Origin of the sequence: Salinicola sp. RZ23 (assembly GCF_003206675.1) — a bacterium.
In the GTDB taxonomy this organism is placed as follows: Bacteria; Pseudomonadota; Gammaproteobacteria; order Pseudomonadales; family Halomonadaceae; genus Salinicola; species Salinicola endophyticus.
Genome location: NZ_PZJK01000004.1, coordinates 51,453 through 64,293, shown reverse-complemented (window position 1 = coordinate 64,293; position 12,841 = coordinate 51,453). Strand labels below are relative to the sequence as shown.

General features: G+C 56.4%; 8 protein-coding genes. 7 read left to right on the top strand and 1 reads right to left on the bottom strand.

Annotation, left to right across the window (positions count from 1 at the left end; translation table 11 throughout):
• The first annotated feature begins 157 nt into the window (after positions 1–157).
• From DOM67_RS03060 to DOM67_RS03040, 5 genes are all read left to right on the top strand, one after another.
• Complete coding sequence (locus DOM67_RS03060) at positions 158–1,360, top strand: CaiB/BaiF CoA-transferase family protein (RefSeq protein WP_110674207.1); 1,203 nt, start codon at positions 158–160, stop codon at positions 1,358–1,360.
• Positions 1,361–2,782: 1,422 nt separating this feature from the next.
• On the top strand, positions 2,783–3,964 hold the full coding sequence (gene gltS / locus DOM67_RS03055; RefSeq protein WP_110674206.1) for a sodium/glutamate symporter: 1,182 nt from the start codon (positions 2,783–2,785) through the stop codon (positions 3,962–3,964).
• Between the two features lie 111 nt (positions 3,965–4,075).
• Positions 4,076–4,759 (top strand): RraA family protein, encoded by a 684-nt coding sequence (locus DOM67_RS03050; protein WP_110674205.1) that lies wholly within the window; start codon positions 4,076–4,078, stop codon positions 4,757–4,759.
• The gene (locus tag DOM67_RS03045) at positions 4,756–5,961 is read left to right on the top strand and encodes a pyridoxal phosphate-dependent aminotransferase (RefSeq protein WP_110674204.1); all 1,206 of its coding nucleotides are present in this window, start codon (positions 4,756–4,758) and stop codon (positions 5,959–5,961) included. Before DOM67_RS03050 ends, DOM67_RS03045 begins: the two co-directional genes overlap by 4 nt.
• Positions 5,943–7,280 (top strand): dicarboxylate/amino acid:cation symporter, encoded by a 1,338-nt coding sequence (locus DOM67_RS03040; protein WP_157958776.1) that lies wholly within the window; start codon positions 5,943–5,945, stop codon positions 7,278–7,280. Before DOM67_RS03045 ends, DOM67_RS03040 begins: the two co-directional genes overlap by 19 nt.
• A gap of 24 nt (positions 7,281–7,304) precedes the next feature.
• Here DOM67_RS03040 and DOM67_RS03035 read toward each other — a convergent pair whose 3' ends face one another.
• A complete protein-coding gene (locus DOM67_RS03035) occupies positions 7,305–8,210 on the bottom strand; it encodes a LysR family transcriptional regulator (RefSeq protein ID WP_110674202.1) in 906 nt (301 codons plus the stop codon).
• A gap of 1,409 nt (positions 8,211–9,619) precedes the next feature.
• Between DOM67_RS03035 and mobH the strand changes: the two genes are divergently transcribed.
• Both mobH and DOM67_RS03025 read left to right on the top strand, forming a co-directional pair.
• Positions 9,620–11,425, top strand: a complete 1,806-nt coding sequence (gene mobH / locus DOM67_RS03030; RefSeq protein WP_110674201.1) for a MobH family relaxase — start codon at positions 9,620–9,622, stop codon at positions 11,423–11,425.
• On the top strand, positions 11,418–12,371 hold the full coding sequence (locus DOM67_RS03025) for a site-specific integrase (protein ID WP_110674200.1): 954 nt from the start codon (positions 11,418–11,420) through the stop codon (positions 12,369–12,371). The genes mobH and DOM67_RS03025 overlap by 8 nt, the downstream gene beginning before the upstream one ends.
• Positions 12,372–12,841: the final 470 nt, after the last annotated feature.

The following is a 12,841-nucleotide window of genomic DNA, read 5'->3' as shown; positions in this document are numbered from 1 at the left end:
TGTCTCTCGGGTCGGCGTCAATCGCGCTCTCAATGGGAAATTGCCGGCTTAGCCGGCGGGAGTTTTTTAATAATATCGAGCAGCTCTGAAAGTTGGCCCTAGATAGCGGAGCTTAATACCTAGATTCTTCGGCCAATGCTTGACAAAAGGAGTGACTATGCAAGGCTCATCCTCATCCCGTCCTTTGGACGGCATCACGGTCGTCAGCCTGGAGCATGCCATCGCGGCTCCTTTCTGTACTCGTCAATTGGCCGACCTTGGTGCTCGAGTAATCAAGGTGGAAAGACCCGAAGTCGGCGACTTTGCTCGCGGCTACGACGAGCGCGTCGAGGGACTGGCGTCACATTTCGTTTGGACGAATCGCTCCAAGGAAAGTCTGACGCTGAACGTCAAGGCCGATGAAGCCGACGATATCATGCAGCGGCTGCTTCAGGACGCCGATGTACTGGTCCAGAATCTTGCGCCTGGTGCCTCTGCCCGGCTGGGCCTGTCGTTCGAGGCCCTCCACGAACGCTTTCCGCGGCTGATCGTCTGTGACATTTCAGGGTACGGTGGTGATGGCCCCTACCGGGACAAGAAGGCATACGATCTGCTGATCCAGAGCGAGGCTGGTTTCCTATCCACTACGGGGTTTCCCGGTGAGGGTGGCATGGCTAAAGCGGGGTGTTCTATCGCCGATATAGCGGCCGGCATGTACGCCTACACTAATGTCCTCTCCGCACTGATCCATCGAGAGCGGAGTGGTGTGGGCAGCCACATTGATGTCTCTATGCTGGAGAGCTTAGCCGAATGGATGAGCTATCCGATGTACTACGCCTATAACGGCGCCCAGCCCCCAGCACGCGCTGGCGCCTCCCACTCGACGATTTATCCCTATGGCCCCTTCCCGGCGGGGGATGGAGAGACGGTGATCCTGGGATTACAGAATGAGCGCGAGTGGCAGGCCTTCTGTGAGGTCGTGCTGCAGGATGTGTCACTGGCCGGCGATGCACGCTTTTCCAGCAATGCCAAGCGCTCGGCCAATCGTGCGGAACTGCGCGCGCTAATCTGCACGACCTTCGCGGCACTTAGTGCCGAGCAGGTCATCGCTCGACTTGATCAAGCCAAAATCGCCAATGCCCACGTCAACGACATGCATGGCGTGTGGCAGCACCCGCAGCTCGAGGCCCGCCACCGCTGGGTCGAGGTGCCCTCCGCAGCAGGCCCATTGCCGGCGCTACTTCCCCCTGGTCGCAATAATGCCTATACGCCGCAGATGGGCGGAGTTCCTTCTTTGGGCGAGCACAGCGTGAAGTTGTTGAGGGAGCTAGGTTTCTGTAATGAGGTGATAAACGACTTTGAATCCCGTGGTGTGATTTGATAAGCCATGAGACTGCACCACCCTCGGGTTGTATGTTTTTCAAAGCCTAGCGCCAAGGGTGTTGATGAGGGTCTACGAGCCGTGCCTGCTTTGTCAAGATGTTTGATTTAGAAATTAAAGAGAGAGGCTTTTTGTTGTGAAATTGTTCGTCCCATTTGTCTTTCACAACTACATTTTCTATCAGCTTTAGGTCTGTGGGACGCCATAAGCAGAATTCGAATATCCAGGCTTAGAACAAGATTTTGAAAGTTAAGATGGAGTGTTTGACTGGGGGGACAGGCCGTCGTGTACTCTACCAAAGAGTCAGCTAGGGCCGCATTAATCCACGATGATGCTAACGAGTAGCTATTGCGGCGTCCTTGTTGCAAGGTGATACCTGATCTCTAGTATATGGTGCGGGAACTGTTTCTATAACCGGTCCAGGGCAATCCAACACCTGGCGAGGTTGCTCAATCAGGCTTGATTTGAGGGTTCGAAATGTACTGCTAATAAGGTGTTTTCTTGAATTCTTGGTCAGTTTGGTGAGCCTTGTGGTCAGCATCTAATAGCCTGTTTGATGCGTCTTGAAGGGTTTCTCCATTACACAGGTTACCGACGCTGCTCGTATGTCTGCGATGGTTTGTTAGAGCTGGGGGCGTCCCCTATCTAAACTGCTAGCTTTAATTGTTGGTTGCCTCCATGTTGTTTGGATCGTAAATATTACTTGCAGCTGCACCTGTGGGGATTGTTTCTACGTCTTTGTAGGAATGTGATCTGATCGACGAAGTCACCAATGACCAATGAGCTAGAGCGAGGCGGCTTGATGGTTTTAATTGAACAGAGAAATCTGAAAGGCATTGTTGTGCTGTGCTAGAGTTCGGTAATTCTTTTTAGTGGCAGAGGCAGGCGGAAAATCCTGAAGGTTAATATTCTAATAAAAATAAATAGTTTATTTCTGATTTTCATGGCAGTGTCGTTATAAAAAGTATGGTTTTTCAGGCGTGTGCGGATAAATAGGTAAGTCTATACGATTCGTGAAATTGATGATTGATATATATTGTCTTGTGCCGAAGTGGTCTGCAATCACTATGCGCGCTTATTCATAAATGATGATCTGTCTCCAGGCAGGCTAAGAATTTTAAAGTTTGTCGATTACTTAGAGGGCTTCTGTGATTCAATAAATATTTCGCTCGGGGTCTACCGTTGCAAATGTTTATGAGGTGTGGAGTGGCTATCATCGATAAAAGTCATGCTTTTATAAGAATAAAATTCGCCATAATAAACAGAGAAGGCGGTGTATAATAGAGCCTTTTTTCAAAAAAATCTCGCACAATCAAATACTTAAGTTCAGTATCGTTGCTGTGATTTTTCCTCCGATAATTCGCTCGACTGCACGGCTATCACCCGGAGTCGTGTTAATCGAAAATCGAGAGGAGAGCGATAATGGTCGTTACGTTAGATGTCATCCAGACCGCGGGCGTCGCGGCGGTGGTCTATTTTTTCGGAATGTCGGTGAAGCATCGTGTGGTGGTACTTCGACGCTTTTTCATTCCGGCACCGGTCATCGGCGGGCTTGTCGTCAGCGTGCTGTTGTTTGCGATGTCCCAAGGGGGCGGGGTCGAGGTGCATTTCGACAAGACCCTGCAGAATTTTTTCATGAACCTGTTCTTCACCTGCGTGGGGTTCACGGTGAGTGCCGCGTTGATTCGCTCCAGTGGCCGGCAGGGCGCGCTGCTCGCCGTCATCGCGGTGGCTTTTCTGGTGATCCAGAACCTCGTTGGCGTGGGATTGAGCCGATTGCTGGGCATCAATGAGTTGCTGGGCGTCGCCATGGGCTCCATCTCGATGTCCGGTGGTGTCGGTTCGGGCGCAGCGTTCGGGCCCACGCTGGAAGCCGCCGGTGCAGCTGGCGCGACGACGGTCGGCATCGCCGCGGCGACCTTCGGGTTGCTGATGGGCAGTCTCATCGGTGGCCCCGTTGCCAAACGCCTGATCGATCGGCATGGCCTGCGCTCGGAGGGAAAGGAGCGCCATTCCGCCCGGCCGGTGGAGGTGCCGGCACCATTGACCGGCACTGGGCTTTTCCGCTCGACCCTAGTCATTCTGATCGCCGCCGCCATCGGGACCGTGATTTCCTGGCTGCTCAATTTTACCGGGATCCAGTTCCCTTATTACGTCGGTTGCCTGTTCGGCGGCGCGCTGGTACGCAACCTCGCCGATACCGGCAAGTTTCCTCTGCGCATGCCCGAGATCGATGTGATCGGCGACATTGCGCTCAACCTCTTTCTGTCGATCACGCTCATGAGCCTCAATATCGCGGCGTTGATCGGGCTGGCGCTACCTATGGTGCTCATTCTGCTGACGCAGATGACGGTTATGGCGCTCTACGCCTATGTCGTCACCTTCCGCTGCATGGGACGTGACTACGATGCGGCCGTGATGGCGGCGGGGCATTGCGGTGTGGGACTGGGCCAGACACCCAACGCGCTGGCGAACATGTCCGCGGTCATCGAGGATCGTGGGCCCGCCCCACGGGCCTGGTTCGTATTGCCGATCATCACCGTGGTGTTCATCAACATCTTCAATCCACTGATCATTACGCTGTTCATCAACCTGTTCGCGTGACAGTGCAAGCAACATATTCTCAAAAAGAATGTTTAAAGATACAAAAATATCGCTTTTTTGAGTCTGTGACCGCCGCTTACCGTGATCGAAACCGCAAGCCTGGAGTCTGACATGAACCCACCCTCCCTAGCGCCCTGCGTCCCCGACCTGGCCGATCCCGCACTCGTCGAGGCGCTTCAGGACATCGTCACACCGCATCTGAGCGACAATCTCGACCGCTTGAGCGGCATCCGCGGGCTCACGTCCTTCCACGATGGTAAGAAGCTGGTCGGCACCGCTTTCACGGTCAGGTGCCGTCCCGGTGACAACCTCTATGTATACCAGGCACTGACGCTGATCCGTCCCGGGCATGTCCTGGTGCTCGAAGGCGGGGGACATCTCGATAACGCGCTGATCGGCGAACTGATCAAGCTTTACGCCCAGCAGCGCGGCTGTGCGGGGTTCGTGGTCGACGGCGCCATTCGCGACGTCGAGGCGTTCGCCGGCGACAGCCTTCCGTGCTACGCCCGGGGCGCCGTGCATCGCGGCCCGTACAAGCACGGCCCCGGCGCGCTCAACGTGCCGGTCTCGGTCGGTGGCCAGGTAGTCAATCCGGGCGACATCGTCGTCGGTGATGCGGATGGCCTGGTCACGTTTCCACAGGCGGAGGCGGAGTCACTGATCGCGGCGGCCCGCGCCAGCGCGCGCAAGGAGGCCGGCATCATGGAGGAGATCGCCACCGGTGCGCACCACCAGCGCTGGCTCGACGCAGTGCTGTCGGCGCAGGGACTCGACTATGGCAGGGCGTCCGCATGAGCCAGCCGTTTGCCGATCGCCTGGCGCGCATCCAGCCGTCACCCAGTGTTGAAGCCAATGCCCGTGTCGTCGAACTGCGCGCACAGGGCAGGGACATCGTCAACTTCACCATCGGTGAACCCGACTTCGACACGCCGGCACACATCGCCGAAGCGGCGGTCGCGGCGCTGAAAGCGGGCGATACCCACTACACGCCGTCGGCGGGCACGCCGGCGCTACGTCAGGCAGTCGCCGACAAGCTCGCACGTGACAATGGTCTCGACTACACCCGCGACGAAGTGGTGATCGGTGCCGGTGGCAAGCACATCCTCTATCACGCCCTGGCGGCGACGCTGAACCCCGGCGACGAAGTGATCGTGCCAGCGCCCTATTGGGTCTCCTATCCCGATCTCATCGCGCTCAACGAAGGCGTGCCGCGCATCGTCGCCTGCGATGCTTCGTCTGGCTTCAAGCTCACCGCGAGGACGCTGGCCGGGGCGATCACCCCTAGAACGCGCTGGCTGGTGCTCAATACGCCGTCCAATCCCACTGGTGCGGTCTACAGCGAGGCGGAACTTCAGGCGCTGGCCGTTGTGCTGCGTGAACATCCTCGGGTCGAGGTGATCTCCGACGAGATCTACGAGCACTTCGTCTATGCGCCGGCCCGCCATCTCTCTCTGGTCAACGTCGCGCCGGATCTCAAGGCACGCACGCTGATCGTCAACGGCGCTTCCAAGGGTTACGCCATGACCGGCTGGCGCATCGGTTTCGGCGCCGGGCCGCGCGATCTGGTCCGGGCGATCATCAAGCTGATCTCGCAGACGACGACCTGCCCGAGTTCTCTCAGCCAGGCCGCCGCGGTGGCGGCCTTCGCCGGCGATCAGGCGCCGGTGCGAGAGATGGCCACTCGCTACGCCGAACGGCGTCAGCTGATGCTGGAAGGGCTCCAGTCGGTGATCGGGGTGAGTGCTTTCGCACCATCGGGTGCCTTCTACGTCTATCTCGATGTCGAGGGGCTGATCGGGCGAGAGACGCCGACGGGGCAGCGGCTCCAGAGTGACGACGACGTGGTGCTCTACTGGCTCGAATCGGTCGGCGTGGCTGGGGTTAGCGGCAGGGCCTACGGCCTGTCTCCCTATGTCCGACTCTCCTTCGCCATCGGTGAAGCGGCGATCCAGGAAGGGTGTCGGCGGCTCGGGGAGGCGTGTCGGGCGCTGCGCTGACTCCAGCTACCTCTGGCGGCAACGATCTAACAATTCACAATGATGACAACGAGGTTCTTATGAGAATCGCCATACGAGGAGCGCGGGGCCTTCCTGCGCGCATTTTCATCGGTTTCGTGCTGGGGATCGCTTGCGGTTTGCTGTTCGCTGATTTCTCCCTGGCGATCAAGCCATTGGGCGATGCCTTCATCAGTGGAATCAAGATGCTCATCGTGCCGATCATCTTCTTCTCGGTTGCCGGCGGCATCGCCAACATGGGCGATGTCCAGCAACTCAAGCGGGTAGGCGGCAAGACGCTGGTCGTCTATACGGTGATGACTGTTGTTGCGGGCGCCATCGGTCTTGCGGTGGCCTCTCTCATCCAGCCGGGGCACGGGCTCGAGCTCACGGCGAGCGCCCCCGCCGGTGCCGCGCCGGCGGGCCTGGACATCGGCCAGTTCCTGCTGAAGATGATTCCCAGCAATCCGGTCGAGGCGATGGCCAGCGGCAACGTCATCCAGTTGATCGTGTTTACCATCCTGGTCGGTGTGGCGATGGTCATGCTGGGGGAGCGTGCCGCCAGGCTGCGCGCACTGTTCGACGAGGGCGCGGCTGTCTCGTTCCGTATCCTCGACATGATCATGGCCGTCTCTCCGCTCGGCATCTTCGCCCTGATGGCCTACGCGGTCGCCAACTACGGCATTGATATCTTCGGCCAGATCGGCAAGTTCGTGCTGGCGGACTACGCCTCGCTGCTGGCGGTCTGGGTGGTTGCCTCGATCCTGCTGGTGCTGTTCACACGGATATCCTATGCGCGCTTCGTGCGCAAGATGGTGCCGATCTGGCTGATGACCCTGTCGACCACCAGCAGCAACGCCACGTTGCCGGTGACGATGAAGGTCACCAATCAGGGCCTCGGCGTGCCGCAATGGTTGTGCTCGTTCATGCTGCCGCTGGGCGCCACGATCAACCTGATGGGGGCGGCGGCCTACCTATCGGTGCTGGTGGTGTTCGCCGCGGGCTTCTACGACCTTCCGTTGAGTCTGTCGCAGATGGTGAACGTGATCTTCATCGGTACCATCCTGTCGATGGCGGCGCCGGGCATTCCCGGCGGTGGAATCGTCATGGGTACGTTGATACTGCAACTGATGAACCTGCCGTTCGAGCTGGTCGGCGTGATCGCCGGCATCTATCGCATCGTCGACATGGGACACACCACGCTCAACGTTTCCGGGGACGTGATCGGCGCGCTGCTGGTGGCGAAGAGCGAACGCCTGCTGGACACGCAGCTGGCGGCGTCGCCGGTGGCCGCCCCGCATCCTGCCGACGGTGCCTCCTGAAGAGGGCATCCGCCAGCAACGACGTCAGTAAGCGTTGAAATAGAGCTGGTCGAAGCAGCAGGCCTGTTTCGTCAGCTCGACGATCGCGTCGTTGAGATTGGCCTGGCGATCAGCGCGGTAGAGCGCGCAATACCGCACGCGAGGCAGCCCGGGCGCGGTGTTCAGCACCTGGAGCATCCTGCGGTCTATCAGAAACTGCAGACAGTGACGGGGTAGATAGCTGATGCCCACTCCGGCCAGGGTCAGGCCCACCTGTGCCAGCAGATAGTCGCTGACGAGGGTGTTGCGCAGCCGCACTCCATGCTGGGAGAACCAGCGCTCGTAGATCAGGCCGGTGCCGGAGTGGCTGCCCTGGGAGAGCACGGTGAACTCGGCGAGTTCCGCCAGAGTTAGGGTATGGTCCGCCGCCACCGTGCCGGGTGCCGCCATCCAGGCGTTCTCCACGCTCTTCAATGGCTGTGATACGAAGCGCGTATCCGAGAACACGTCGGGCACCACGATCATGTCCAGCTTGTCTTGTTCGAGCTTGGCGAACAGATCACTGCTGAGCTCGATGGACGGTTCGATGTTGAGCCGAGGGAAGCGCCCGCGAATGCTCTCGATCACTTGGGGAAGCCAGGTCAGACCGGTGAGTTCGGTCACGCCGATACGAAAGTGGCTCTGGATCACCGACTCGTCGCTGATTCGCTCGAGCAGGTGATCGCGTCGCTCCAGCAGTTCCCGCGAGAGCGTCAGCAGCTCGGCTCCCTTATCGGTCAGGCGCGCCGAACGCCGGCTGCGGTCGAACAGCGCCACGCCAAACGTTTCCTCGAGCTCCTGTATGCGTTTTGAGATCGCCGACTGGGTAGTGTGCAGCTTGTTGGCTGCGGCTTCGAAACTGCCCAGCTCACTGACCCAGTAGATCGCGTCGAGCTGCTTGAAAGTGATCATCGAAAAAGTCCTTGCCCTCAGCACAGGCTTTCATTCTAAAAATGAATATTTGTATCTGCAAATACATCGTAAAAAAATATGCTATTCGTTTCATGAAACGCATTTGCCCCTACACGGCGCTGACGTGTGAGGTACCTCTGGAAGGGCAGTCGTTGTCTCAAATGGACTGCAGAGGCGGTGCTCAGACTTCGATTTTCAAGACTTAGTTGTCACAGCTACTCGGCCGAGTAAAATCCCGCAATCGATAAAGCCGCTCGCGATGTCATGCGTGAGTCGCTACGCATTATGCTGTCTAGTGGCAGCTTATTCTGGTGTCGTCGGAGATTTGGGCGAGCTGCAGAGTATCAGAGTTGTGCTTGGGCAGTAGTAGGCTGGGCGGAGCTAGGAGGCTCTCCTCTCAATTCTATCCGGTACATTGATAGTGCACATGATGAGCAGCTTCGGCTCCTACTTGCACTAAGTGGAACTGCGGAATGATACGCTTGAAGATTGAGCCATTTTCATCGCACTTAAGTTTGTATTAGGGAAGGGGGTCAACGGAATTGGTCGTCTGCAGAGTACTTCGCTGGGCATGTCATTGTCACCTCAATCGAGCTAATTTTCTGCGTACTATTTTAGGTGGTATTGAACCTTTCACCGGGGCGTATCCTTTCACAGAGATTGCGCCGTGGCGTGCAATCAAAGGCGGCCGCTGTTGAGCGAGGTAGAGTTGGCTGCGGCTAGGTTTTTCTCTTCTTGCAGCTTTTTGTCTTTTTTCGCTTTTCACTTGTGGTGATTTATGCATTGCCGTCGGCTTAGAATCTGCCGCTGACCGTAACCTTGGTATGTGCCGTTTTTGCTTGAACTCCCTAGTGCTCAAAAGATTCTTCTTGGCCCGGCGTTGGAATAGATTCTGCATTTTAAATGCAGATCTGAATGCCGTGAGTATCCTACATGTAACAGTTGGTAGTGTAGAGATCGACACGTACTACCGGGGATGGTCGTGAAGTACTCATGGGGAGGTCGACTTTGGATAGACACGTACTGGTAGGCCTCTGCGTTGAGCGTTCTGTCACAGTGCATATTGAACCGGTCTTCGTTTACCTTGCTAACCGAGGACGCTAGGTCGGCCGTGGTTTGACCACACTCCGCGTCGCTGGTGCGATAGTTAAGTCGGCTGAACGATATACAAGTACAGGAGCTGCTGACCAAAGACGTAGTCGGTCATGATGTGCTCAGACCCGGTGCGCGCGGCGAGCTGGCTGCTTTCGAGTCTTGTAGTAGCAGCTGGCTAGGTCTTGGCAAGAGTCTATAGAGCCCAGTGACCCATGTAGCGCTGAATACGTGTCGAGACGAGTTAACATTTCTCCTTCTCACTGCTGCAGCAAAAAGGCTTCATCGCGAGAACACTCGGCTGTGAGGGGAAATCGATGCTGCTTGAGCGACTTCGCTGGTGGGGCCGCGCGCGTTCGGTGAAGGGGCAGGGGGAGGGGCTGGAGTACCCGCGTAGTGGACCAGAACTCCTCGCCTTACCGCGTCGTCAGCAGATGCTCAAAATGCTCTGGGACACGACATCGCTGACCCAAGAGGCTTTCGACGACTACATCCTTGCACCGATTCAGCGCTATGCGGAGCTGGTGCAGCAGCTTCCCGCCTCGGAGTCTCATCACCACTCTTACGCCGGAGGCATGCTCGATCACGCGTTAGAGATGGCGTGCTACGGGCTGAAGCTACGTCAGCGTCACCTGCTACCTCCGGGGGGCAAGCCCGAAGATCAAAGTTCTTCGGGAGAGTTATGGAGTGCGGCGATCATCTATGCCGCATTGATGCATGACGTGGCGAAGACGCTCGTCGATATCGAGATTCATCTAGAGGATGGACGGAATTGGAAGCTCTGGCACGGCCCGATTCCCGGTCCTTACAGAGTTCGATACCGGGCGGGTCGAGACTACCACCTGCACGCCGCGCTAAACCCGATCCTATGTCAGCAAGTGCTGGGCCCGCACGTGCTTGACTGGCTCCTGTCGCAGCCCCGCCTGTTCGGGCTACTCACCTATACCATCTCTGGTCACACAGACCGCGGCGGCATCATTGCGGAAATCGTGCACCAGGCGGATCGCGCTAGCGTCTCAAAGGCGATGGGAGGTGATCCACTGCAGGCGCTCGCTGCGCCCGTCGAATCGCTCCAACGCAAGCTCGCTGACGGGCTGCGCTACATGGTCAAGGAGCAGTTTCAGCTTAACCAACGAGGGGGCGTGGCCTGGCTCACAAAGGAAGCGCTTTGGTTGGTATCTCCTAGGGCGATAAACGAACTTAAGGCCCACCTCTATGCTCAAGGAGTAAAAAGTATACCCGCCGACCTTGGACGGTTGTATGGGGAGTTGCAAGCACATGGTTTGATTGAAGAAGTGAGTGAGGGAAAGTCAGTATGGAAGTGCGAGGTCTCTGAAGGGGATTGGTCTCAGTCACTGAGCATGATCAGAATTTCGCCGACATTGATCTGGGGAACAGGTACAAAGCCAGAGCCCTTTAAAGGCAAAATTGAAACGAAAGGTTGCGATACGCTTGGTTCTGAATCTAACGCTGATGCCGCTTCAGTCTCAAATGATGAGGTTGCGGCTAATGAAGTGGGTGCTGATGAAAATACTCCATTGCCTGCGAAAAATAAAGACTCTTCTGATGCAGGTGGGTCTGATGGAAAAGCGGGCGTCGATCTCGAGTCAGCTTTGGATGACGAGCTTATCTCTCTGTTCGAGAACAAGGTGGAAGTTGGCGATGAATCGAATTTCGAGACATTCGATGTTCAGGATAATAAAGATGAGCCTGATGCCCCTGGGGAGGTTGGCGAGGCGAAAGGAATGGGTGAGCGGTTTTGGGGCTGGCTCCAGCAGGGGTTGGAAAGCCGGTCTATTATCGTCAACGATAGCAATGCAGTTGTGCACACCGTGTCCGGTACCTATTTTCTGGTAAGTCCCGGCATTTTTAAAAGATTCGCCAGCGCTGAGCTTGGTGGTACCAGGCGCTGGAAAGAGGTCCAGAGTGGATTTCAGAAGTTGGGTCATCATGTCAAAACCCATGGGGTTAATATCCAAAAGGTGGTTGTTGCAGGTCCCAATAAAACGACGTACTTAATGGGGTATCTGCTCAAAAGTCCCCGTGAGCTGACACAGGCGGTGCCGCCTGATAATTGGGTTCTGACACTCGAAAAAGAAGAGGGGAGGGTGGAAGATGTTTGATGTGTCCTTCGCGGAGCTGCTAAGCCGCTATTGTGCCGATACGCACTTGCGGGAAAAGTCGATTGCGAGTTACGCAGGGGCTGTGCGAGCTGCTCGACGTTATTTTGGAAAACAATGCTATCCAAGCATGGTGAGTCGAGAGATGGTGTGCGAGTGGCGCGGGGCCATTCTACGGACGCGTGACAACCCAGCTGGGATCGTTGAGGTGAGCTGGAACAACTACGTGAGACATTTGTCCGCCCTCTATAATTTCGGCATCAGGCACCAGTTGATTATGCGAGAGGATAACCCTTTCGTGAAAGTGCGAGTAAGGGAGCCTAGAAAGCCAAAAAAAACGATAATGCCGCTTACCATGAGGTATGTACGTGAGGTGATGGATGTCTGCAAGCGATTTGAATGCGCGCAGGACGATGCGTCTAAGCTGCATCCCGCCTGGTTTTGGGAAGCGGTTGTCGAGACTTTCTACTATACGGGAATGCGTCTGAGCCAGCTGTTGCACGTCAAGGCAAAGGATGTCGATCTGAAGCGAATGATCATAGTGACGTCGTGGGAGGGCTCAAAAACCTACTCTGAGTCGGTCATACCCATTGCTGACGGGTTGTATCCCTACATAGGCAAGCTGCTTTTAGAGGCTCACAGGCAAGGTTTCAGGCGTGAGGATCAGTTGTTCAATGTCAATCGCTTCTCGAAACGCCATCGCAGAGATGTGATGGACATCAATCAGATCGAGCATTTCTTCAAGCGCTTGTCAGGCTTCTGTGGGGCGAGAGTTACCCCTCATCGTTTCCGACACACCCTTGGAACCGAATTGATGGAGGATCCTGACCGTAATATTCGTGTGACCCAGATGGTTCTCGACCACTCCAGCATGCGCACGACGATGGAGTACGTTCATCCGAGTGTCGACGCGATGCGCAAAGCGCTCAATGGCCGCCGGAGCCTTTGAAGTCAGAGTCGGATGAAGAGAGTAGATTTGGAGGTTGACAAGTGTGGATCCGCCCTACAGTATTTATCATGCCAATGTAGTGTAGGCGTGACACGCACTACATAGCCCGAAGCTTTTTCGCTAAGTCGCTGATTCAGGGCGATTTTAGCTCCCGAACTGCCCAACTGACTGTTAATCATTGGGTCACAGGTTCGAGTCCTGTTCGGGGAGCCATCGCTCACAAGTGAGTTTGCGATTGGCGCTATTCCTTCTCGCTAGCGGTATCCAGTAAAAGTCCCTTCCTGTTTGTGTAATATTGGCTGTCAGACCTCATGAGCGATGAAACGCTCTTGGTCTCGATCCTCTCCGGATGGGTGCCTTCCCCCAAGGCGTCATGACCTCCAGTGGTTGAGCTCCAGCACATCCCAGCTATTTCCTACCCGTTATCCCATCAGAGGCTACCCACAGAGGGCTGAAGGTCTCGATGAGTT